This window comes from Paenibacillus sp. FSL P4-0184 (genome assembly GCF_038004625.1).
Classification (GTDB): domain Bacteria; phylum Bacillota; class Bacilli; order Paenibacillales; family Paenibacillaceae; genus Paenibacillus_AQ.
Map to the genome: position 1 here is coordinate 646,050 of NZ_JBBORN010000002.1, position 23,977 is coordinate 670,026.

Genomic DNA, 23,977 nt, shown 5'->3' on the forward strand with positions numbered 1-23,977 from the left:
ATGAAGATTGTATTCATGGGAACCCCAGCCTTTGCGGTACCAAGCTTGCAAATGCTGATGGATGAAGGCTATGAAGTTGTAGCAGTCGTCACCCAACCAGATCGACCGCAAGGACGTAAAAAAATCTTGGCTCCTTCACCAGTTAAAGAAGCTGCATTATCTCTCGGTTTACCTGTGCTCCAGCCTGAACGGATGCGCAAACCTGAGGCTGTCGCAGAGCTAGCTGCATATGAGCCTGACCTGATTGTTACAGCTGCTTATGGTCAAATTTTGCCTAAAGCTGTATTGGATTTACCGCGTAATGGTTGTGTGAATGTTCATGGTTCACTACTTCCTAAATACCGGGGTGGCGCACCGATTCAACGTAGTATCATTAACGGTGAGAAGGTTACCGGCGTTACTTTGATGTATATGGCTGAAGGACTTGACACTGGAGATATGATCTCGCGCGTCGAGGTGGCTATCGAGGATGAGGATACTTCCGGCACGATGTTCGAGAAGCTTAGCCTTGCTGGACGTGATCTCTTGAAGTCTGAAATGCCGCGATTAGTAAACGGCCTTGTTCAAGCGACTCCGCAAGACGACAGTCAAGCGACGTTTGCTCCTAACCTAAATCGTGAGGATGAGCGTTTGGATTGGAACTCTGGCTCACGTGATAACTATAATCGAATTCGTGGATTAGTACCTTTTTCCGGTGCATTTACGCTTTGGAATGGAGAGACCTTTAAAGTATGGGCTTCAAAAATTCCTGCTGAGCAGAAATCAACTGATAGTGCGCCAGGAACGGTACTTTCGGTCACTCAACATGGTGTCGAGGTTAAGACAGGAGACGGAAGTCTGCTGCTAACTACGGTTCAACCTGCTGGTAAGAAAGCGATGAACGCTGCGGATTTTAGCCGTGGCGGTGTCATGAAACCAGGGACGGTGCTAGGTTGAGCGCGGGCGGTAACGGTGCGGGCCGATCAGGAGTAAGTCATAACTCTGGTAATAAAAATAGTAACGATCATAAAGCAGTGAGTGGTAAAAAGGGCGGTAGCGGAAATAAAGGTAAAGCTGCTACAGCTTCTGCCCGCGATATCGCTCTCGATATCCTGGTTAAGGTCGAACAACAAGGGGCTTACAGCAACTTATTGCTGAACAGCAGTCTGCAGAAGTCTGCACTTAGCAGAGAAGATGCTGGACTAGTTACAGAGCTTGTCTATGGTACCATCTCTCGGATGAATACACTTGATTATGTGCTCGAGGAATTTGTTAGCAAAGGGATCGCTAAATTGCAGCCCTGGGTGCGTAATTTACTGCGTCTAAGCTTATATCAAATTATGTACCTGGATCGCATACCATCTCATGCAGCTGTAAATGAGGCTGTTAATATAGCTAAGAAAAAGGGTCATCAAGGAATTTCGGGTATGGTTAATGGCGTGCTTCGTAATGTGCTGCGCGCTGGAAATCTGCCGGTAATACCTGATGGATTGGGTCCTGCGAAACGGATATCTATTCAGTATTCCCATCCTATATGGTTAGTGAAGCGCTGGATTACGGAGTATGGTGTTGACACTGCGGAAGCTATTTGTGCTGCTAACAATGAGCCACCCGCTGTCAGTGTACGCGTAAATACTACGATGATTAGCCGTGAAGCCCTGTTGAGTCAGATGATTGAACAAGGTCTGCAAGCTTCTGCTTCTGAAGTAAGTCCTTATGGTATTGTTGTAAAAGGCGGCGGTAATCTGGCTCTTTCATCCTGGTACCGGGATGGATATCTATCTGTTCAGGATGAAAGCTCCATGCTTGTAGCTGAAGCTGTTGCACCTGAGCCTGGAATGAGAGTGCTTGATTGCTGCGCCGCGCCTGGGGGCAAAACGGCCCACATGGGCGAGCTGATGAAAGATGAAGGATCTATTTTCGCTAACGATCTGCATCCACATAAAGCTAAGCTTATCTCGGATCAAGCTGCACGGTTAGGTCTCGAAAGCGTAGTAACAGGCAGTGCAGATGCACTGGAGCTTGAGCATACCTTAGAGCATCATTCCTTCGATAGAATTCTTTTGGACGCGCCTTGCTCTGGGCTTGGTGTAATCCGCCGTAAGCCAGATCTCAAATGGCGTAAGCAGCCTGAGGATGTTGTAAGTGTAGCATCACTGCAGGGTCAGCTGCTACAGTCGGTTTCTAAACTGTTGAAACCGGGTGGTGTTCTGGTTTATAGTACCTGTACGACTGAGCAAACGGAAAATAGTGAGGTTGTAGCTGCCTTTTTGGAGCAAAATCCTGATTTCACTTCTATAACATTTGCTTCCCCGCTGTGGGGGAGATTGGAAGGTACTGCGCTGGCTGTAGGTGAGGGGATTCAGTTATTGCCACATCATTATGGCAGTGATGGGTTCTATATCTCCAAGCTTCAAAGAGTCTTGTAACATAGCAAATTTACTGACAATCGTTGTATCTTCCGCCCGCCGGGCTAACGTACGGCGGGCTATTTCTTTTACCGTCTCTGAAATTTGTGTTAAAATAGGAAGAATGAGAAATAATACGCATATCCTTATGAAAGAACAGGTGCTAATAATAATGAAACCTTTAATATATGATTTTTCTTTAGAAGAGTTACAGCAGTGGGCGAAAGATAACGGTGAGCCTGCTTTTCGTGGTGGACAGATTTTTGATTGGTTGTATGTAAAACGTGTAAGTGACTTCGAATCCATGAGCAATTTGTCTAAAGGACTTCGTCAGAAGCTGAACGAGCAATTCTCCATTGCAGCGCTCACTGAGATTACTAAAATGGAATCGAAAGATGGAACAGTAAAATTCCTGTTTGGATTGCATGATGATCATGCGATCGAGACAGTTATCATGAAACATAATTATGGAAATAGCGTTTGTGTAACAACTCAAGTAGGCTGCCGAATCGGCTGTACCTTCTGCGCCTCTACGCTTGGTGGATTGAAACGTGATTTGACAGCGGGTGAAATTGTAGCTCAGGTTGTACGCTCTCAACAGATCTTGGATGAGCGGGGTGAACGTGTCAGCAGTATTGTTATCATGGGTACTGGTGAGCCGTTTGAGAACTATGATGCAACAATGAGATTCTTGCGTCTTATGATTCATGAGAAAGGTCTAAATATCGGACAACGGCATATTACTGTTTCCACTAGCGGGATTGTGCCGAGCATTTATAAATTTGCAGAAGAAGATACACAAATAAATTTGGCGATTTCGATTCATGCACCTAACGACAAACTGCGTTCGAAGCTAATGCCAGTTAACCGCCGCTTTCCGTTTGATGATGTGATTGAATCTTTACGTTATTATCAAGCTAAGACGGGGCGACGGGTCAGCTTTGAGTATGCATTGATCGGCGGGGTGAATGATCAGCCGGAGCATGCTGAGGAATTAGCAGGTGTGCTTAAGAACATGCTATGCCACGTCAATTTGATTCCAGTAAACCACGTGCCAGAGCGGAAATATGTACGTACTTCACGCAATGATATCTTTGAGTTTCAACGTATTTTGGCTGACAACGGCGTGAATGTTACCATTCGCCGTGAGCAAGGCCATGATATCGCGGCCGCATGCGGACAGCTGCGTGCCAAACATATGGAGTTGGGGTGAGGATATTTGATCAGAACAGTTCATGCCAGCGATATTGGCCGAGTGCGCTCTGTCAATGAGGATTCGGTCTGGATCGGCGCGACGCGCCACGGTTATACACTCGGCATAATTGCCGATGGGATGGGTGGACATCAGGCTGGTGAAACCGCGAGCAGGCTTGCTTTGGAGACGATGAGGAATACCCTAGACGGGTTGCAGCCTGAGCTTCAGGACGAAGCACTGCGTGATGCGTTATCAGCTGCTATTTTGGAAGCTAACAGCACTGTCTTCAAGGAGGCTTCCAGCGACGATAAGTACCACAATATGGGTACTACTGTCGTTGCTGCCCTGATGAATGGTTCAAACGGATATATTGGCCATATCGGAGACAGCAGAGCCTATTTAATAAAGGACAGTGCAGCAGTTCAATTAACCGAAGATCACACGCTAGTCAATGAGCTGTTCAAGAACGGTCAGATCAGTGTGGAGGAATTAGATAATCATCCGAGACGGAATGTGCTGACGAGAGCACTTGGAACAGATGCTGAGGTGCTGGTTGATTTAGCCCCTGTTACCCTGCTACCTGGGGAACTTTTGCTTCTCTGCAGTGATGGTTTAAGTAATTTTGTTAACAATGAGCATTTGGGCAAGGTAGCGGGAATACATGAGATACCGTTAGAGGAAAGAGCGGACCGCTTACTTCAGTTGGCACTGCTTGCTGGCGGCGGCGATAATATTAGCGTCGCTTTGTTAGAACATCATGGAGAGGCCGCTGTGCCCGAAACAAAGGAGTGGGATTGATGATCGGTCACGAACTGGGCGGCCGTTACCAAGTCATCGAACGGATCGGCGGAGGTGGAATGGCGCTCGTCTATAGAGCACATGACATTCTTTTAAACCGAAACGTCGCCATCAAAGTATTGCGTAATCAATTTGTTCATGACGAGGAATTTATCCGCCGTTTTAGGCGTGAGGCGCAATCAGCTGCATCTTTGTCTCATCCGAATGTGGTTAGTATTTACGATGTAGGACAAGAAGACGAAATTCATTATATTGTCATGGAATATATTGAGGGCAAGAATCTTAATGAAATTATAAAAGAACGAGCGCCATTACAGGTTGACGAGTCCGTAAGGATCGCTTCACAAATCTGTGATGCACTTGATCACGCTCATCAGAATCAAATTATTCATCGGGATATTAAACCACATAATATATTGATCGGGCGCAATGGCCGGGTGAAGGTAACGGATTTCGGTATTGCTCGTGCGGTAACATCTACTACCATTACTCAGACAGGCTCTGTAGTAGGTTCCGTTCATTATTTCTCACCAGAGCATGCTAAAGGTGTCTCAACAGGAGAGAAATCCGACCTGTATTCATTAGGGATTGTGCTCTATCAAATGCTTACCGGAAGTCTTCCATTCTTAGGGGAGAGTCCGATTAGCGTAGCTCTAAAGCATCTGCAAGAAGAGTTTGAAGAGCCAAGGCTCATAAATCCACTTATTCCGCAAAGCGTTGAGAATGTAATTTTAAGATCAATGCGTAAAAATCCGGAAGAGCGTTATCAGTCTGCAAAGCAAATGCTGCAGGATTTAGAAACCTGCTTGTTGCCTGAGCGCCGTAGTGAAGCAAAAGTTCTTTTTAACGATGAGGAAGACGAGGATCGAACGCGGGTAATACCAGCGATTAAACCGATCCAAAGAAGCAATGGAAATCGTAATCATCGCCACGACCGGATGGATAATGATGAAGATGATGATGACGATCCGGTACCTCTGAAAAAAGGTAAAAAACAATGGACTAAACCTGCATTATGGATTGGTTTAACTTTAGTGTTACTGCTGGCTATGGCCAGTCTCGTGTGGTACGTTAAATCCCAATTAGTTGTTCCTGAGGTATCTGTTCCTTACGTGGTCGGTAAACAGCTGGAACAAGCGAAGACTGAACTTGAGGATTTGGGGCTTGAGGTTGCTGATCCTATACTGTATGACTACAGTCCGAATTTCGAAGAGAATGTGGTCATGAAGCAAAGTAGGGAAAAGGACGCCAAAGTGAAAAAGGGAGCCTCCCTAATACTAACTGTGAATTCGGCGAAACCATTAACTAAGATGCCAGATGTTACAAATTTAAGCTTTGACGAAGCGGTTAAAGCGCTAATGGCAAAGGGTGTACCCCAGAATCAAATTAAGAATGAACCTCTCTTCGATGAAAATATGGAGGTGGGTAAGGTTGTGAAATCAGACCCAGCCTTTGACAATGAGTTTGATCCAGAGACGGTTTCAATCACCCTATACGTTAGCAAAGGAGAAGAAAGTGTCACGATGCCAGACCTCATCGGTAAGACGGAGAGTGAAGCTAAGGCGCTTTTGGAAGAATCCAAACTGGTCCTCGGAGATGTAAAGGAAGAATCTAGCTTCACAGTTGATGAAGGTAAGGTAACGAAAACTTGGGCTTATGAGAAAGGTACCTCTGTTCCACCTGGAACAGCGATTACGATTTACTTAAGTACAGGTTATCCACCTGAAGCCCTGAATTATACCTTTAATGTACCAGTAGCTCCTGCACAGGATGGAAAGAAGAGCAAGATTCGAATTGAGTTCGTTGATGCGCGCAATAATGGTGAGAAACAAGATTGGGGAACGCGTACCATTGGAAAGAGCCAAGTGCTGTCCGTTAATCTAGTACTTGCTCCGAATAAAGATGGCTCTGTTATTGTTACCCGAGATGGTGTGCTTTTAGACACTTATGTGATTCCATATATTGATGCGAAGAATGGCACGGTGCAAGAACCTGAACCACCGACGGCTCCGACTCCGCAGCCGACTCAGACACCGATAGATCCTACACCTACTGCTGAACCGACCATTGAACCTGAGATCCTGCCTCCAAGTTCAGGCAACGAAGGGTCTACTAATACTGGATCAGCCAATCAGACGGGATTCCTTACTAACAATTCGGTGAATAATGAATCGACCAATAGTGGTAACAACAAGAACAGTAATAAAAATGATGACAAGCATAATAATAAAAACAAAGACAAATCTAAAGATAAAAGCGATAACTAATCAGGGCAGAAGTGCTTGAATAGTTGTGGCAGCGAAGTGACCCGGGGATTTTCAAACTTGGGTCATTTTCGCAAAATCAGGAGAGGAAGGCTCACTATGTATGCCTGAAGGAATAATAGTAAAGGCGTTAAGCGGATATTATTACGTAAAACCGCTTCGTGAAGGATTAATTGCAACAGAGGAAGTTTCAGTTCAATGCAGAGGTCGAGGCATACTTAAGAAAAAGGGGATCGCTCCTCTTGTAGGTGACCGCGTGATCTATATGCTGACTGAGCATGGTGAAGGGATGGTGGATGAGCTTCTCCCTAGAGAATCTGAGTTAATTCGTCCACCTGTAGCGAATGTAAGCCTTGCCGTTCTATTATTTTCTGTGCGGGAGCCTGATATGAACCTGAATCTATTGGACAAGTTCCTAGTTCATATTGAGCACTCGGGACTGGAACCCTTAATCGTTCTGACCAAACAGGATTTGGCTAATGATAATGGTGAAGCCACTAAGTATGTTAAAGAGCTCTATGAGGATATTGGTTATGAAGTGATGGTTACAAGCTCAATTACAGGAGCTGGCAGTGATGAACTAAGAGAGCGGCTTACTGGTGGTATTAGTGTATTTGCCGGACAATCTGGGGTAGGAAAGTCGACCTTATTGAATCGTATTGTGCCAGGACTTAAACTGGAGACAGGTGAGATCAGCTTACGTCTGGGCCGTGGTCGTCATACTACCCGCCATGTAGAATTGATGGATATTGGCGGGGGCGGCTTTGTAGCGGATACCCCTGGTTTTAGTCAGCTTGATTTTCTTGAGCTTGGGGTTGAAGAGCTCTCTACTTGTTTCCGTGAATTTGCAAACTATGCTGGGGATTGTAAATTCCGTGGTTGTAGTCATCAGCATGAACCAGGCTGCCGAGTTATCGAGGCATGGAAAGCTGGGAATATCGCTGATAGCCGGTATGAACATTACAAATTATTTTTTAATGAAATGAAAGATAAAAAGCGGAGGTACTAAGTCATGATTCGAATAGCACCATCTATATTGTCTGCCGATTTCGCAAGTTTAGGTTCAGAGGTTGCAGAAGCTGAGGTCAGTGGCGGGGATTGGATCCATGTGGATGTAATGGACGGGCATTTTGTGCCGAATATAACGCTTGGTCCACCAATCGTAAAAGCGGTCTCGTTACATACCAAGCTTCCACTAGACGTTCACTTAATGATTGAGTCTCCAGAACGTTATATTTCTGATTTTGCTGCCGCAGGCGCTAGTGTGATTACTGTTCACGCTGAGGCTTGCGTTCATTTACACCGTGTGGTGCATCAGATCAAGGAATTGGGACTTAAGGCAGGAGTAGCTATTAATCCTGGCACTCCGGCATCAGCGGTGCGTGAGGTGCTTGAGGATGTGGATATGATTCTCGTGATGACCGTCAATCCTGGCTTTGGAGGTCAAGCATTCATTCCTAACACTTTGCGCAAAATTACTCAAATTAGAGAATGGGCAAATGAAGTCAATCCAGATCTACTTATTGAAGTCGATGGTGGTGTTTCGGAAGCTACAGCGCCATTGGTTGTCAGTGCAGGGGCGGATGTTTTGGTTGCAGGAAATGCAGTTTTTGGCCGGAGTGATCGTGCTGCAGCGATCCTTGAGATTCGAGAAGCAGCGGAAGCGGCACTTCGTTAAAAAAATAGGCTATTACGACTAAAGGTATAGGCCAAGTCCTTGACGCATAAATATGGTTACATGAGCAGAAATCTCATGTAGCCTTTTTTGTTTTGGCAGGGAGGACTGCAGTACGTTACCGTTAGAACAAGAAGAAAGTCTCCTGCGTACGGCATGAATTGATGGGAGGGTAAACCATGAAATTTTACACGTTTAAGCTGCCAAGGTTTTTGGGAGGTTTTGTTAAAGCGATTTTGAACACATTTCAGAAGAGTTGATCTTGGGCTTGGAACAGAAAAGAAAACATGAAAAAAAGCACCTTACAAATGTAAAGGGTGCTTTTTGCTTCATATGAGTGATCGCTCGGTCTTTAAAATTGCAAAAGACTAAACGCGTTCAACTTTACCGGCTTTCAAAGCACGGGTGCTGACGTACACGCGTTTTGGTTTACCGTTCACGAGGATACGGACCTTCTGAACGTTAACTCCCCAAGAACGACGGTTGCGGTTATTGGCGTGAGACACGTGGTTGCCGCTGCTCGGTTTCTTGCCTGTTACTGCACATTTGCGGGACATAGATTACACCTCCTTATTCCTAACACCTGCATAAAACAATACTTATCTATAATATCACAGCAAATTTTGCTACGTCAACCGATTCAAAAACATTTATTTCTTTTAATACTTATAGTACAATGTAAATTAGTGCATTATGTCCTGTTAATCATATAATGATTAGGCATGAAGTTAGGAAGGGGAATTCTCAATTGAGTAAGCGTTCTATAAACGGAACAGATTTTACCGCTATGGTATTGGCTGGAGCGGATAAGCTGCAACAGCATGCAGAACACGTCAATTCCCTAAATGTTTTTCCGGTTCCAGACGGAGATACCGGAACTAACATGAATTTGACGATGACCGCAGGTTCGAATGAATTGAAGAAAAATAATACAACGTCTGTCGGTCAATGTGCAGGTGTACTCTCTAAGGGCTTGTTAATGGGCGCACGGGGGAACTCCGGAGTTATTTTATCTCAATTGTTCAGAGGCTTTAGCAGATCTGCAGCTCAACATGATGAGCTAAACACACAGCAATTTGCTGCTGCACTGCAAAGCGGAGTGGACGCAGCCTATAAAGCAGTTGTAAAGCCTGTAGAAGGAACTATTCTTACAGTGGCTAAAGAGGCTGCAAGACATGCTGTCTACTATGCTCGCCGAACTACAGATGTTACAGAGCTCATGACAGAGGTATTGGCCAAAGCAAAGGAAGCCTTAGCCTATACACCGGAACAATTGCCTGTCTTGAAGCAAGTCGGTGTCGTAGACTCTGGCGGTCAAGGACTGGTCTATATTTATGAAGGGTTTCACCAGCATCTGACGAGCGGAAGCTCCGGTGTGTCTGAACCTGTAAAAGGACAACCTCAGGCACCAGTCGTGCCAACACCGGTACCGGTGTTAAAGAAACCTGAAAGCGAACTGTCTTCTGTACAGTCTTCTGCACAATCACAGCTTTCTACAGAGGACATAGAATTTCTATATGATATGGAGTTCTTCATTAATCGCCAGTTAGGCGGTAACGTGAGAACGGATTTTGATGAGGAAACCTTTAGGAAAGCGTTGTCAGTAAATGGTGATTCCATTATTGTAATTTCGGATGATGAAACCATTAAAGTGCATGTGCATTCCAAGGCTCCAGGTGAAGTTTTGAATCTGGCACTTCTCTATGGGGAAATTACGCAGATTCATATTCTCAATATGCGTGAGCAACACCGTGACTTGTTAACTGCAGGGATGGATATTGCACCTATGCCAGATGTTTTCGCCGATATGCCGGATGAACAGAGCCGGGTACAATCAGCTCCAGCCGAACCACCAGCAGATGATTTGGCACCTTACGGCTTCATCGCAGTATCATCAGGCGCTGGGATTGCAGATATTTTCAAAAGCCTCGGTGTGGATGTTGTCCTAGCTGGAGGTCAGACTATGAACCCTAGCACAGAGGATTTCGTGAACGCGATTTCTTCTATATCGGCGAAGCATGTATACATTCTGCCGAATAACTCCAATATTGTTCTTGCCGCTCAGCAAGCTAAAGATCTTTTGGAGGGCGAACGTGAGATTACGGTTATTCCAAGTAAAAGCATTCCTCAAGGAATCGCTGCAGCCTTTGCGTTCCAAGAAGAGGATTCCGTGGAGTCTAATTCTGGGAACATGCTAGAAGCAATCTCACAGGTCAAGTCGGGACAAGTAACAAATGCTGTCCGTGATACAAGCTTTGATGATCTGGAGATTAAATCCGGGCAATTTATCGGAATTTCGAACTCCAAAATTGTCGCTGCCGCAGATGATCTGTTAGCTGCAAGTCAGGCGCTGCTGTCCAACATGCTTGAAAATGGCGATGAAATCGTTACGATCCTTATTGGAGCAGAAACTGATTCTGAGGTCACAGATTCCCTAAGCGAGTGGCTGGAAGAGACTTACCCGAATGTGGAAGTAGAGATTCATGAGGGTGGCCAACCCCTTTATTATTATCTTTTCTCCGTAGAGCCATAGATAGATGCTGAGGGTTCTATAACAATTCAGGAGCAACTTGCTAATTACGTAGTTGGCAAAATTATAGTATGGGGGAGATAATCCATGAATCGTACCATTATCGTCACCGACAGCACATCTGATATCCCGCCAGCAATGGCGGAAACGTATGGCATTGAGGTCGTCCCTTTGACCTTGATGTTCGGCGAAGAGGCTTTCCGGGACAATCTGGATATGACGCCGGAGCAGTTCTATGAGCGACTTCCCCGCTCGTCACAGTTGCCGACTACTTCTCAGCCCTCACCGGTTGAATACATGAATGTGTATCGAGATATTCTGGAACGATACCCGGGAAGTCCTATCCTTTCGTTTCATATTTCTTCTGGACTAAGCGGTACGTACCAATCAGCACTATTGGCTAAATCGATGTTGGAGGAAGAGGGAGAAGGGATCACTGTAGTAGATTCTCTCTCCGCTTCTTACGGTTTTGGATTTATGGTGGTGGAAGCCGCCAGATTGGCTGCTGAAGATAAGAGTCCCGAAGCGATTCTTGAAGCTGTTGAAAGTCTGCGCCAATCGCGTAAGCTTTACTTCTTGGTAGATACACTTGAATATTTACAAAAAGGCGGGAGAATCGGAAAGGCCTCGGCCATTCTGGGAACGCTTCTTAATATTAAGCCGATCCTGTCTATTGATGCAGAAGGAATAATATATGCGGTGGAGAAAGTTAGAGGCCGTAAGAAGGCTATTGCCCGTATGATTGAATTATTTAAGAAGGATATTCAAGGTGTAGACAAAATTAATGTGGCCGTGGGTCATACGGCTGAACCGGCTTCCGGTGAAGAGTTCCTGAAAGAGCTGTCAGGACATTTTACACTAGAAGAGAAAGTGCTGACGAACGTCGGCCCTGTCGTGGGCAGCCATGTCGGAAACGGTACGTTAGCTGTATTCATTTGGCCTGCAAAATGAGGGATGAATATGACACTGTCACTAAATCAAATTGAAGTAAAAAACATAACTGGCGTGAGTGCTCAAAAACAAAGCGAGCTTCACGCCTTTGGCGTCTTTACAGTAAAGGATTTGTTAGAATATTATCCGTTCCGTTATGAGGATTATCGCCCACGCTCGCTGAGTGAAACCAAACATGGGGATAAAGTGACTACAGAGGCTAAAGTGATCGGTATCCCCGTACTGCAACGTTTTGGAGGCAAGTCACGACTTAGTTGTAAAATGGTTGCGGAGCCTTGGATGTTCACAGCTACATGGTTTAACCGTCATTACGTGCGTGAGCAACTTACTGTGGGAAGAGAAATTGTACTCACAGGTAAATGGGATCAGAAGCGAAATCAAATTACAGTGACGGATTTTGAATTTCCCGATCGTGGGGAAGGGAAGACAGGGACTCTACAGCCGGTCTATTCCATCGGTGGAAAGATCACGCAGTCGTGGATCAGAAAAAGCATTAATCAGGCGCTTCAACAGTATGGAGATTTAATTCCCGAGATACTACCACATTCTATTATGCGGCAATATGATTTCATGCCCCGTAAACGGGCGATTGCTACCATTCATAGGCCAGAGGATACGCGTGAAGGGCAGCAGGGACGCCGCAGGATGGTGTATGAGGAGTTGTTTCTGTTCCAGTTGAAGATGCAGGCATTCCGGGTACTCAATCGCGGTAGGATGGATGGTGTAGTCCATACTGTAGATAACGCAACCGTACGCCAGTTTGTTCGCAGCTTACCTTTTGAGCTTACAGATGCTCAGAAACGAGTGGAACTGGAGATCTTACATGATCTGCGATCACCATATTGCATGAATCGACTACTTCAAGGTGATGTGGGTTCCGGCAAAACGGTACTAGCTGCCGTCGCGCTTTTTGCCACCGTACGATCTGGTTTTCAGGGTGCGCTTATGGTGCCCACTGAGATTTTAGCAGAGCAGCATATGCGTTCGCTTACGAAGATGTTTGAGCCGTTTGGAATTACGGTTGGTCTGTTAACAGGGAGTGTAACTGGACGGAAACGTAAAGAATTGTTAGCTTCACTACAAATGGGGATGCTCGATATTGTTGTAGGGACGCATGCATTGATTCAGGAGGATGTATTTTTCCGTGATCTGGGTCTTGTAGTTACGGACGAGCAGCATCGGTTTGGTGTAAACCAGCGAGGTGTATTGCGGCGTAAAGGATATAATCCGGATGTACTTACGATGACTGCAACACCTATTCCACGTACACTTGCGATCTCTGTTTTTGGAGATATGGATGTATCCACGCTGTCGGAAAGACCGAAAGGCCGAGTGCCAATAACTAGTTATTGGGTCAAGCATGATCTCATGGATCGTGTCCTAAATCTGATTAAGCGTGAAATAGAGCTGGGACGTCAGGCTTATCTGATCTGTCCGCTCATTGAAGAATCGGAGAAACTGGATGTACAGAATGCTATAGATTTACATATTCAAATGAGCCAAGCTTTTCCTAACTATAAAGTTGGGCTTTTGCATGGAAAGATGTCTCCAGCTGAAAAAGATGAAGTGATGCGAGCATTTTACAACAATGAACTGCAACTCTTAGTATCCACAACGGTTGTAGAGGTGGGTGTAGACGTTCCTAATGCCACGTTGATGATTATTATGGATGCAGACCGGTTCGGATTATCACAGCTGCACCAGCTTCGTGGACGGGTTGGTAGAGGTCAGCATGCCTCTTATTGTGTACTAGTGGCTGATCCGAAATCTGAAATCGGGCGTGAACGAATGACTGCTATGACGGACACCGATGATGGATTTGAGATTTCGCGGAGAGATTTGGAGCTGCGTGGTCCAGGTGATTTTTTTGGAACCAAGCAGAGTGGATTACCGGAGTTTCGCTTGGCGGATATGACGGCTGACTTTGAAGTGCTGGAGCAGGCGCGTGATGATGTGGCAGAGCTGCTTAAGGATGAGAAGTTCTGGACATCTCCTGAATATGCACCTCTTCGGCATTATTTACAAGGCGAGCAAATTTTCCAAGGGGAATTAATTGACTAAGTAGGCACATCTAGCTCCTAAGCCTCATATACTGTGAAAGATTGGATATGACGGGAGGTGCTACACTTGGGTTATCAACAATTCGGAATTAGCCCTCAGCTCGTGGAACGCATCAAGCTGAAGATGAAAAACGCGACTGTCAAAGATCGTATTAAAAATATGATTAACGGCGTCTCGAAACAAGAGTTACAGGACACAGCGGTTGTTCGCAGGCTGGTACGGAATGCGTCAGGTGTACTGAACGAGAAACTGACCTCGACGCAGGAAGACCAAATTGTGAAATTTATTATCGCTCAGAAAATTGATCCGAACAACACCTTCCACTTGATCCGTTTGTGGGGAATGTTCCGTTAGGAAAGTGTGCTAGCGAGTATAGGCTAGATCTTAGGTCTAATTCTCAGCTAGCTAAAGGAGTAGAGGCTGTCTCAAAAGTAGTGAATGCTGCTTTTGAGACAGCTTTTTTTTGTGTGAATCAAGGATGAATTCTAGGGAAAAGCAGACAAACTAACACTGGCTCATTAACGTTGATTAATGAACGCCGACTGACGAATGTAGACTAACCAATAATTTTCCGGCGAAAATCCTGCAATAGTACATCTTTAGATGATACGAGGAGGGTTAAAGTATTGATTCCTGCAAATCAGCAGGAATTCTTGCGTCAGAAGAAGCTTTCGAGCTATAAATGAGGATATTCCTGTACATTTGCAGTATTTGGACTTAATAGAGCGGAAATCTGTGCAAAAAGATGTATTTTTGCAGGATTTCGCTATTCTAGCGAAAGAACCTCGGTTGATAACGCAAAAGTAGCGCTCCCCCCATACAAGGGAGAAACGCTATTAATCTTACGTGGAATAATAAAGTGTACCTTCAAACAAAGAAGACGTAATCGGCCTACTCACCATGCTCATCATACTACCTTATTAGTTAGGATGGCAGGTTACTCAATCTTTGATCACTGGCAGCTGATTTGAGCACAATTTGGCTGTTAGGATCACAATTAAGGACGATGGTCCGCAATTGATGTTCTTCCATTTTGTTGATGAGACAAAACAATGTGCTCAGCTCTCCATTTTGCCCGGAGCCTTCAGCAAGCCCAACTTCTCGATTTAATGAGTTTTCGAGAGCTTCCTGGATATCCATGCAACAATTGCTGGTAATCCATGCAGCGCGTGAATCGGATAACCCTCGGAGTGAGAATCTCACACCTTCGAAGGCCAATAAGTAAGCAATAATGGAGTACATGGCTTGCTCCCAGCCAAATAGTGTGCCTGCTATAAGCAAAATAGCACAGTTCAGAATCATGATGACGACTTCGGTTGACTTTGGCGGTCCACCACTCAGAAGTGAATATCCTTGATCACTTGCATGTTTGTTCACACCACCAAATCGGACAGATATACCGATACCGAGTCCTAAACAGATGCCACCTGCCATAGCAGCAGGTAAAGGATCACTAATCACTGCAGGAAAACGGTGTAGAGCAAGAGAAGCGATGGTCAAGCAAGCTAATCCTAGAACGGTATACAGAGCAAAGCGAAGATTCACTTGCTTTCGAGACATGAATATAAAAGGTAGATTGAATAGAAAAAGAAACAATCCCAGCCGCATTTCAGTGGTATGAGCGAATAATGCCGACAAACCTGTGATTCCACCAACTACAAGCCCATGTGGTATGAGAAATAACTCTAATCCTACTGCGGCAAGTAGTGCTCCTGCAATAACGGTTAGAACTCGGAATACTGAATTTTTACGTAATTGTTTATGTTGTGTTGTCTTAGTCTGCAATGTTTTTCCTCCTTTAGCAGGGGAAACAACTTTATTCATTTCGTAGGCAGCGACAGCTTTTTGGGATAATTTTAGCAGCATGTCACTTCTTTAATTTATATACTGTATCCAATAATTTATAGATCCATTTTGATTCCTATGCTAGAAGTAAGTTTGCATAACAAATTTTTACCGATTCCCGTTAAATCCGATTCTCTATAATCCATGAAAGTCTAGCCTACATTTAGGTGTCTTATAATTATTTCGTTTTCTTCGAATTTTTATCAATGGAAGTTCTAAATGACCCTCAGTAACAATCATTTAAGATAGATATGAAATTCGCATTGCGTGATATTAGAAAGTGAGAAGTGAATTTTAACAGGTACAGTCGCAGTCGAAGCAAGAATTTATAGATCACAGGACGGAATACAAAAGAAAGCACAGGGAGTATCGCGGCTACCGCAATAGATTTAGTTCCCCACTGTTCAGTTATTTTGATGGCTCCTATTTGAGGAGTTATTTGGGGTACCGTCCTTACGGGAGCTATAAACTTTCGCTCGTAGCGTTCAATTTCGGTTGTCGTTGATTCTTGCTCCGTAGTGAATAATCCTCCAGACCAAACCGGTGGAAAAGAAAACATCATTCCCAGAATTAGGACTATACGAAGAAACCAAAGTAGTGACAAGCGCGCTATATATTGCACCGAAATAACACCTCCCAACTGTATGTAGTATAAAAAGCATACCATACCTTATCATTTGATTCCAAATTGTTTTGTGAAAAAAATTCATTTGAAAACGATGAAAACAAGAAACCGAACGGGAAAAATGACGTATTTCGTAGAAAAGAAGACTTTTATTATCTTGTATCAGTCAGGAGGAATGAATTTGAGCGAATGGCAGGATTTTAACGGTTTTGATAAACGAAGCTTTTTCGGAAGTTTCATTCATGAGATGCCCCTATTTTTTAAATTATTTGCTTTGTTTATCCTAGGTGTTTTCGTCTTTATAATTTATAAATCAGTGAGAAGCTGGATAGCCAACAACGCAAGCCCCTTGATAAAAGCTAGCACTAAAGCTGTAACGAAACGGACTGAGGTATGGGGTGGATCGGGTGAATCGAGCGCACATACTAGTTATTATGTGACGTTTGAGTTTGAAGATGGTGGACGCTTGGAATTGCAGGTTAGAGATCAGGATTTTGGTCTGATTGTAGAAGGGGATCGAGGAGAACTCCTTTATCAAGGGACTAGATTCAAGAGCTTTGATCGAGTCAAGCAGACGGAACAGCTTAATTTCTAAAATTGTACATAACGTTCTAGAATCACCATGCCTTTTTTGGGTAAGACTCATATGAGAGGTTTTACCAGAATCTCAATCCCGGAAGGAGGCTATTGTCTTGAACTCAAATGATCCAAAATCGCAGGGGCAGGTACCTTTTCATACACTAAGTGAGGAAGAAGTGCTCAAAAGGCTGGAAACAAGGAAAGATGGTTTGTCTTCCGGTGAAGCCACTAAACTTCTGGAGCAGTATGGGAAGAACGTACTTCAAGAAGCAAAAACCAAATCTCTGCTAGGAAAATTTATTGAACAATTTAAAAATGTAATGATCTTTATTTTGCTAGTGGCGGCAGTATTGTCTGGGGTTTTGGGAGAATGGACAGATACAGTCATTATTTTGTTGGTAGTCATCCTGAATGCGGTACTTGGTGTTATTCAGGAAAATAAGGCAGAGCAGGCGCTAGATGCCCTGAAAAGTATGTCCTCTCCGCATGCCAGAGTGCGACGTGGAGGTCAGGTCTCAGAGATTAAAAGTGAAGATCTCGTACCTGGGGATATTGTTTTGCTGGAAGCTGGAAATGTAGTTCCGGCGGATATTAGACTGTTAGAAGCTGCTTCTTTGAAAACAGAGGAAGCCGCGTTAACCGGAGAATCATTACCTTCAGAAAAGAAGGTAGGTGTGCTTGAGGGAAGCGATATTGTTATCGGGGATCGCACCAATATGGCATATATGAGCAGCAATGTAACTTACGGTAGAGCGGTTGGTGTAGTCACAGCTACAGGAATGCAGACTGAAGTCGGCAGGATTGCTGGGTTTATCTCGGAGGAAGAGAATGATGTAACACCGCTGCAAAAGAAACTGGATGAACTAGGAAAATATTTCACCTTTATTATTCTTGGTGTCTGTGTAGTCATTTTTGCCGTCGGTATATTTGAGGGTAGAGAGCTGCTGGATATGCTTCTCACCTCGATCTCACTTGCAGTAGCAGCGATTCCTGAAGGGCTGCCAGCAATTGTGACGATTATCTTGGCACTCGGAGTGCAGCGGATGGCTAAACGTAAAGCGATCATTCGCAAACTCCCCGCTGTAGAGACGCTCGGAAGCACCGAAATTATTTGCTCTGACAAGACAGGTACTTTGACTCTAAACAAGATGACTGTCGAAAAAGTGCATGTCAATAGAACTACGAAAGAAGCTGCTGAAGGTCTTGAAGGGACACCGGGTGGTGAACTATTGCTTCAGGCTATGACGCTTTGTAATGATTCCAGCATTGACGAAGGAAATTCCTCTGAAGAACCTGAAGGGAATGATGGGGCTAAGGACCCGCAAACAAAGAGTGGTAAAGCGATTATCGGGGATCCTACGGAAACAGCGTTAGTGGACTATGCGCTCAGTATAGGTACTGACAAAAGGGATTTAGAAAAGAAATTCCCACGTAAAAATGAACTGCCATTTGACTCCGATCGCAAGCTGATGACGACGATTCATGAAGTTGAGAACGGACGTTATCGTGTATTAACGAAAGGTGCACCAGATGTGCTTTTGTCAAAATGCAGCCATATCTTCGTGGATGGAGAGATCGTTCCTTTTAATGATGAACATTCACGACATATCATGGAAAGTAATACAATGCTTGCGAATGATGCACTGCGGGTGTTGGCATTTGCTTTCAGAGATGAACAGCAGCTACCGACTAACCTCTCCCCGGAAGCTACGGAGAAAGAACTTGTATTTATCGGTTTAGTCGGTATGATTGATCCTCCACGAGAGGAAGTACGGGATGCGGTAGCTATCTGTCGTAAAGCGGGGATTAGACCTGTAATGATTACAGGAGATCATCGAGATACTGCAGCAGCCATTGCTAAAAGATTAGGTATTATCGAAGATGAGACGGGCGTATTGACCGGCAGTGAGCTGGATAAATTCAGTGAAGAGGAATTTGCTGAGAAAGTCACTAATTATTCGGTTTATGCACGTGTATCTCCTGAACATAAAGTTCGGATCGTTAAGGCGTGGAGGAAAAAAGGGAAGATTGTTGCCATGACGGGTGACGGTGTGAATGATGCTCCTGCGCTTAAATCATCAGATATCGGCGTCGGGATGGGCATCACAGGAACGGATGTAGCTAAGGGCGTCTCAGATATGGTGCTAGCTGATGATAACTTTACGACCATAGTTGTTGCTGTTGAAGAAGGGCGGAAGGTTTACAGCAATATCCGTAAGGCCATCCAGTTCCTACTCTCAGCCAATCTTGGGGAAGTGCTTACGCTATTCATTGCAACCATGATCGGCTGGCGTATACTCGAGCCAATTCATATTCTGTGGATTAACCTTGTTACCGATACCCTACCGGCACTAGCTCTTGGGCTTGAGAAGGCGGGGGATGATTTGATGTCGAAGAAACCACGCAAAGCCAGTAGCAGTATCTTTGCTGGTGGCGTGGGAATCGGGATCATCTACCAGGGTATATTAGAGGCGGCGCTTACGCTGTTTGTATACCAGTGGGCACATACCCATTACAATGAGGGGATTGCGGTTACGATGGCATTCGCCACATTAGGATTGCTGCAAATTTCTCATGCGTTTAACGTCAGATCCAATACGAAATCGTTGTTCCAGATTGGCTGGTTCAGCAACCGGTATATGCTGTGGGCATCACTGATCTCTACACTTATGCTGGTACTGGTGATTATCATCCCAGGACTGAATGACTGGTTTGGTGTCTCACATTTAAGCGGGTTACAGTGGGGAATTGTAATTGCTGCAGCACTGGCGATTATAGTGATTGTAGAGTTTGTAAAGCTGTTTGTACGTTTAAGTGGCAAGGGCAAGAACTGGGATTAAGAATACCAATTTATGCTGCAACAAAGAAGCCTGAACCCTTCCATAGTGGAGGATTCAGGCTTTCTTAATAGGTGCCTTTAGCCAGTGAATGTGGGTTACAGAATGCGCTGCATATGCAGGATTACGTTGCTCCAATACCCTGAGTCAAGCTCACTGATCTGAACCCCGGGATCACCCCAGGTGTGAATGAACTTTCCATCCCCAATGTAAATACCGACATGCCCGGGTATAGCGTCACTTTCAAACCGACCTGGGACAGTGAAGAATATAAGATCGCCGACATCTAGTGCACTGCGTTGCACGCGAGAACCTATATTATCTTGATCCTTGGCTAGACGCGGTAAGTTTACACTGAATTGTTTGAATACATGCCTTGTAAAAGAAGAGCAATCAAATTTCTTAGTCTCTTCATAAGGCCCGGTACCGAATTCATAAGGCACACCTAAGAATTTTTTGGCATAAGTAACTAATTCCTTCTTGTCTGCTTCAGAAATACTTTGAATGTGAAATGGTTTAGCTTCATTTAATGATTTAGCAGATGGTGTTTTTATAATAGCCTCATGGTCGGTCGGTGTGGCTATGTTGATTTCACCAGACTGAGGATTCCAACCCACCTCCGTTTGAAGAAATTTGGATAGAGCTAACGGTGTGATATAGATTTGACCTTCTTGTCGTCTAGGTGCCTGCGGTAATGTGATTTTCTCACCTAGGGAGAAGACTTGAGTAGAGCCAGGGCGCAGCATATACATAACATCACTGTAGCCAATTTTGGTGTATCCCCCATGAGTTGCATCATCTTTCATTCGATAGCCGAGTGATGTAATCGCAGGTTTGAGTGGAATCCAGTACTTTCCTTGAGCATCGGTGATGGCGGACTTTTCATAATAACTTGAGGCTTGCATGCCATCGGGAGTTACGGCGTTTACCTTGGGTTTTTGTGATTGTGAAGAGTAACCGCATGCGGTACTTGATAAAACGGCAGCGAGCAATACAGTAGCAGTGGATAGTAATTTTTTGTGGTTATTAGGCATATGACACGCTCCATGTTCAAACTGTAGTTTAAGTTTGTGCAGGGGGCTTTTTTTTATGTAATGAGGACCAAGGCAATCACTGTAAGACTTAACTAAGTACTTCCTATATTGGTGAGTTATGCGCTATAAAATTTGTAATCTATGGAAGTAGGATAAGTGATTGACGGATAAACAACCTCCATATAATATAGGTTTAATAGATTTCCATCATTATTGTGAGGTACGTGTAAGCTTATGCTTTAATGCTTTTATCGATAAAAGTGATAATGCTGAGTCGCTCACTTTGATGCACGCGTTAATAATCTAATGAAATGGGGTACTTTAATGAAAAAGAGAAACATTTTTGCAGGTTTAAGCTTATGCTTCATGCTTGTAGCTGCTGGCTGTGGCAACAATAATGCAGCTGTAAACTCAGGAAACGCAACAAGCACTGGAAATGCGCCAACGAATGCTGGAACCGCTGATTCCAAAACGTACAAAATCGCAATTTCGCAATACGTAGAACATCCATCACTTGATGCTACACGCGAAGGTATTCTTGCTGCTTTGAAGGATGCCGGGCTTGTTGAAGGAGAAAACCTGAAGGTTGACCTTGAGAATGCTCAAGCTGACCCTGCGAATAACTTGACCATTGCTCAGAAGATTGCTGCTGACACTAATGATTTGGTATTGGCTATTGCGACACCTTCTGCTCAATCGATTGTTCAAGCGCTTAGTAAATCAAGTAAGGACACTCCGATACTGTTCGCAGCAGTGACTGATCCACTCGATGCAAAGATCGTAACGGATCTGGAGCACCCAGGTGGAAATGTTTCTGGTGTATCAGATACGAATCCTGAAGCTATTAATAGATTAATGCAATTCATTGCTACTCAATTTCCTAATGTGAAGAAGCTGGGCATTGTTATCAATGAAGGTGAACCGAATGCTGTAATTATGGCAGATATTGCTAAGAAAGAGCTGGATAAACATGGCATTGAGCTTGTGAAGGCAGCCATCACAAATACTTCTGAAGTGAAGCAAGCTGCTGAATCACTAGCTGGTCGTGTAGATGCATTCTACATTACTTTGGATAACACAGTAGTGAGTGCTGTTGATACGATTATTCAAACAGCTAATGATAAGAAAATTCCGTTCTTCTCCAGCGACCGGGATACCGTTGAAAAAGGCGCATTTGCAACCGTTGGCTTCAAATATATCGACCATGGTTACCAAGTTGGACAAATGGCAGTGGACATTCTGAAGAATGGTAAAAAGCCAGCAGATATGAAAGTAACGATGCAAGAAAAGCTCGATCTTATCCTTAACCTTAAAGCGGCTGCCGCACAAGGCATAGAAGTGACGGATGCGATGAAAAAAGAAGTTGCCGATCAAGCTAACAATATTATTCAATAAGACATTCTATAGGGGCGATTCCATGAGGGCGCCCCTTGATGCTTGAAAGGAGAAGACTTCTATGTATGATTCAATGCTCGGGGCTGTGGAAATGGGGTTGCTCTATGCATTTATGGCTTTAGGGGTGTATATTACTTTTCGCATTTTGGATTTTCCTGATTTGACTGTAGATGGAAGCTTTACTACTGGCGGTGCTATTGCGGCCGTTATGATTACCAATGGTTATGCACCCTGGTTAGCCACGCTCGCTGCTATTGCAGGTGGGATGCTGGCAGGAATGTGTACCGGTCTACTACATACGAAGGGCAAGATTAATGGATTGTTATCCGGGATTCTAATGATGATCGCACTTTATTCCATCAATCTGAGAATTTTTGGCGGTAAGCCTAACTGGTCACTAATGGGTGATACCACGTTGTTCTCGTCCATCAATCCGCTTCTTGTTCTTCCTTTTATTGTTTTATTTGTGAAAATTCTAATGGATTTATTCTTGCGTACTGATCTTGGGCTTGCTTTAAGGGCTACTGGAGATAATGCAAGAATGATCCGTAGTCTGGGTGTAAACACAGATAACACGACAATTCTCGGCGTCAGTTTATCCAACGGAATGGTTGCACTTTCAGGTGCATTGATCACTCAGTATTCTACTTTTGCGGATTCCTCAATGGGTATAGGGATGATTGTTATCGGCTTAGCTTCGGTAATCATTGGTGAAGCCATTTTCGGTGCTGGAAATGTATTCCGTGCGACGTTAGCAGTTGTTCTGGGATCTATTGTTTACCGAATCGTAGTTGCATTAGCCTTGTATGTACCATGGTTGAGACCTTCGGATCTTAAGCTGATTACGGCGATTATCGTTATTTTCGCACTTGTATTCCCATCGATTCAGCGTTTCTTGAAGCAGAAGAATATGGCGCGTAAACGTTCGCTTGAATTAGCTGAACAAGCGCTTAGCAGCAAGAGAGGAGGCACCATCGATGCTTAAACTGGATAACGTATCTAAGCTGTTTAATCCTGGGACACCGGATGAGAAGATCGCGCTACTTGGCATTGATTTGGAGCTTCTTCCTGGTGACTTTGTTACCATCATTGGAAGCAACGGTGCTGGTAAATCAACGCTAATGAACATTATTTCTGGTGTGATGAAGCCGGATCTTGGTTCAGCAAGTATTGAAGGGAATTCGATTAGCCATTTAGCAGAATATCAGCGCAGTCGCTGGATCGGACGAGTATTTCAGGACCCGATGGCAGGTACGGCTCCACGGATGACGATTGAAGAAAATTTAGCGATGGCTTACAAAAGAGGGAAGAGTAGAAGATTATCGTTTGGTGTAAATGCAGCGAGACGGACGATGTTTCGTGAGGAGTTAAGTCGTCTCGGGATTGGATTGGAGAATCGTCTGCGAGCTAAGGTAGGGTTATTATCTGGTGGGGAGAGACAAGCACTGAGTTTGCTAATGGCAACCTTTACCCAGCCGCAAATTTTGCTGTTAGACGAACATACAGCGGCACTTGATCCTTCACGAGCGGAGCTGATTACTAAACTGACAGAGTCTATCGTCCGTGAGATGAAGCTGACTACGCTTATGGTTACCCATAACATGGAGCAGGCTATACGTCTTGGCAATCGTCTTATCATGATGGATAAAGGCCGTATTATCCTTGATATTGATGAAACAAGGAAAAAGGATCTTACGGTAGAACGCCTGCTGGGAGAATTTGAGACCATCAGTGGTCATAAACTGGCGGATGATCGAATGATGCTTGGTTAGTCTTTTATAGGAGTGTCTTAGGCTCAGGA

20 protein-coding genes are annotated in these 23,977 nt (G+C 44.4%); 17 read left to right on the forward strand and 3 right to left on the reverse strand.

From position 1 onward, the window contains the following. The 8 genes from fmt (at nucleotide 1) to spoVM (ending at nucleotide 8,579) form a co-directional block, all read left to right on the forward strand. Nucleotides 1-936 carry a methionyl-tRNA formyltransferase gene (fmt, locus tag MKY52_RS24625; protein ID WP_341054138.1) on the forward strand — a complete coding sequence of 312 codons (936 nt, stop codon included), beginning with the start codon at nucleotides 1-3 and terminating at the stop codon, nucleotides 934-936. 77 nt (nucleotides 937-1,013) lie between these two features. Continuing rightward, a complete protein-coding gene (gene rsmB / locus MKY52_RS24630; RefSeq protein WP_341055619.1) occupies nucleotides 1,014-2,408 on the forward strand; it encodes a 16S rRNA (cytosine(967)-C(5))-methyltransferase RsmB in 1,395 nt (464 codons plus the stop codon). A gap of 151 nt (nucleotides 2,409-2,559) precedes the next feature. After that, complete coding sequence (gene rlmN / locus MKY52_RS24635) at nucleotides 2,560-3,600, forward strand: 23S rRNA (adenine(2503)-C(2))-methyltransferase RlmN (protein ID WP_042187390.1); 1,041 nt, start codon at nucleotides 2,560-2,562, stop codon at nucleotides 3,598-3,600. Between the two features lie 6 nt (nucleotides 3,601-3,606). After that, nucleotides 3,607-4,380 carry a Stp1/IreP family PP2C-type Ser/Thr phosphatase gene (locus MKY52_RS24640; protein ID WP_149644190.1) on the forward strand — a complete coding sequence of 258 codons (774 nt, stop codon included), beginning with the start codon at nucleotides 3,607-3,609 and terminating at the stop codon, nucleotides 4,378-4,380. Continuing rightward, nucleotides 4,380-6,647, forward strand: a complete 2,268-nt coding sequence (gene pknB / locus MKY52_RS24645) for a Stk1 family PASTA domain-containing Ser/Thr kinase (protein ID WP_341054141.1) — start codon at nucleotides 4,380-4,382, stop codon at nucleotides 6,645-6,647. The genes MKY52_RS24640 and pknB overlap by 1 nt, the downstream gene beginning before the upstream one ends. 100 nt (nucleotides 6,648-6,747) lie before the next feature. Continuing rightward, nucleotides 6,748-7,653 carry a ribosome small subunit-dependent GTPase A gene (rsgA, locus tag MKY52_RS24650; RefSeq protein ID WP_042187397.1) on the forward strand — a complete coding sequence of 302 codons (906 nt, stop codon included), beginning with the start codon at nucleotides 6,748-6,750 and terminating at the stop codon, nucleotides 7,651-7,653. A gap of 3 nt (nucleotides 7,654-7,656) precedes the next feature. Next, a complete protein-coding gene (gene rpe, locus MKY52_RS24655; protein ID WP_076282910.1) occupies nucleotides 7,657-8,322 on the forward strand; it encodes a ribulose-phosphate 3-epimerase in 666 nt (221 codons plus the stop codon). 176 nt (nucleotides 8,323-8,498) lie between these two features. Continuing rightward, on the forward strand, nucleotides 8,499-8,579 hold the full coding sequence (spoVM, locus tag MKY52_RS24660) for a stage V sporulation protein SpoVM (protein WP_020431362.1): 81 nt from the start codon (nucleotides 8,499-8,501) through the stop codon (nucleotides 8,577-8,579). 108 nt (nucleotides 8,580-8,687) lie between these two features. Here spoVM and rpmB read toward each other — a convergent pair whose 3' ends face one another. After that, nucleotides 8,688-8,876 (reverse strand): 50S ribosomal protein L28, encoded by a 189-nt coding sequence (rpmB, locus tag MKY52_RS24665; protein ID WP_036686205.1) that lies wholly within the window; start codon nucleotides 8,874-8,876, stop codon nucleotides 8,688-8,690. A 191-nt stretch (nucleotides 8,877-9,067) separates the two neighbouring features. Between rpmB and MKY52_RS24670 the strand changes: the two genes are divergently transcribed. The 4 genes from MKY52_RS24670 to MKY52_RS24685 all read left to right on the forward strand — a co-directional run bounded on the left by MKY52_RS24670 (nucleotide 9,068) and on the right by MKY52_RS24685 (nucleotide 14,215). After that, nucleotides 9,068-10,852 carry a DAK2 domain-containing protein gene (locus tag MKY52_RS24670; protein WP_341054143.1) on the forward strand — a complete coding sequence of 595 codons (1,785 nt, stop codon included), beginning with the start codon at nucleotides 9,068-9,070 and terminating at the stop codon, nucleotides 10,850-10,852. Between the two features lie 84 nt (nucleotides 10,853-10,936). Further along, nucleotides 10,937-11,800 (forward strand): DegV family protein, encoded by an 864-nt coding sequence (locus tag MKY52_RS24675; RefSeq protein WP_042187404.1) that lies wholly within the window; start codon nucleotides 10,937-10,939, stop codon nucleotides 11,798-11,800. A gap of 9 nt (nucleotides 11,801-11,809) precedes the next feature. Further along, nucleotides 11,810-13,861, forward strand: a complete 2,052-nt coding sequence (recG, locus tag MKY52_RS24680; RefSeq protein ID WP_149644193.1) for an ATP-dependent DNA helicase RecG — start codon at nucleotides 11,810-11,812, stop codon at nucleotides 13,859-13,861. A gap of 66 nt (nucleotides 13,862-13,927) precedes the next feature. Continuing rightward, nucleotides 13,928-14,215, forward strand: coding sequence for a stage VI sporulation protein F (locus tag MKY52_RS24685; protein ID WP_042187408.1), 288 nt, complete (start codon nucleotides 13,928-13,930; stop codon nucleotides 14,213-14,215). A 570-nt stretch (nucleotides 14,216-14,785) separates the two neighbouring features. On the opposite strand, the gene MKY52_RS24690 is transcribed toward MKY52_RS24685, so the two are convergent. After that, nucleotides 14,786-15,646, reverse strand: a complete 861-nt coding sequence (locus MKY52_RS24690; RefSeq protein WP_341054144.1) for a YitT family protein — start codon at nucleotides 15,644-15,646, stop codon at nucleotides 14,786-14,788. 866 nt (nucleotides 15,647-16,512) lie between these two features. Between MKY52_RS24690 and MKY52_RS24695 the strand changes: the two genes are divergently transcribed. After that, nucleotides 16,513-16,926, forward strand: a complete 414-nt coding sequence (locus tag MKY52_RS24695) for a DUF2500 domain-containing protein (protein ID WP_341054145.1) — start codon at nucleotides 16,513-16,515, stop codon at nucleotides 16,924-16,926. 97 nt (nucleotides 16,927-17,023) lie between these two features. Continuing rightward, on the forward strand, nucleotides 17,024-19,750 hold the full coding sequence (locus tag MKY52_RS24700; RefSeq protein WP_341054147.1) for a calcium-translocating P-type ATPase, SERCA-type: 2,727 nt from the start codon (nucleotides 17,024-17,026) through the stop codon (nucleotides 19,748-19,750). Between the two features lie 95 nt (nucleotides 19,751-19,845). Here the strand turns inward: MKY52_RS24700 and MKY52_RS24705 are convergent, their stop codons facing one another. Continuing rightward, nucleotides 19,846-20,781, reverse strand: a complete 936-nt coding sequence (locus MKY52_RS24705) for a C40 family peptidase (protein WP_341054148.1) — start codon at nucleotides 20,779-20,781, stop codon at nucleotides 19,846-19,848. A gap of 324 nt (nucleotides 20,782-21,105) precedes the next feature. Here MKY52_RS24705 and MKY52_RS24710 point away from each other — a divergent pair, with 324 nt between their 5' ends. The 3 genes from MKY52_RS24710 (at nucleotide 21,106) to MKY52_RS24720 (ending at nucleotide 23,948) form a co-directional block, all read left to right on the forward strand. Continuing rightward, nucleotides 21,106-22,176, forward strand: coding sequence for an ABC transporter substrate-binding protein (locus MKY52_RS24710; protein ID WP_341054150.1), 1,071 nt, complete (start codon nucleotides 21,106-21,108; stop codon nucleotides 22,174-22,176). Nucleotides 22,177-22,237: 61 nt separating this feature from the next. Beyond that, complete coding sequence (locus MKY52_RS24715; protein WP_149644199.1) at nucleotides 22,238-23,161, forward strand: ABC transporter permease; 924 nt, start codon at nucleotides 22,238-22,240, stop codon at nucleotides 23,159-23,161. Further along, nucleotides 23,154-23,948: an ABC transporter ATP-binding protein gene (locus MKY52_RS24720; protein WP_341054152.1), complete on the forward strand. Its 795-nt coding sequence runs from the start codon at nucleotides 23,154-23,156 to the stop codon at nucleotides 23,946-23,948. The genes MKY52_RS24715 and MKY52_RS24720 overlap by 8 nt, the downstream gene beginning before the upstream one ends. Nucleotides 23,949-23,977: the final 29 nt, after the last annotated feature.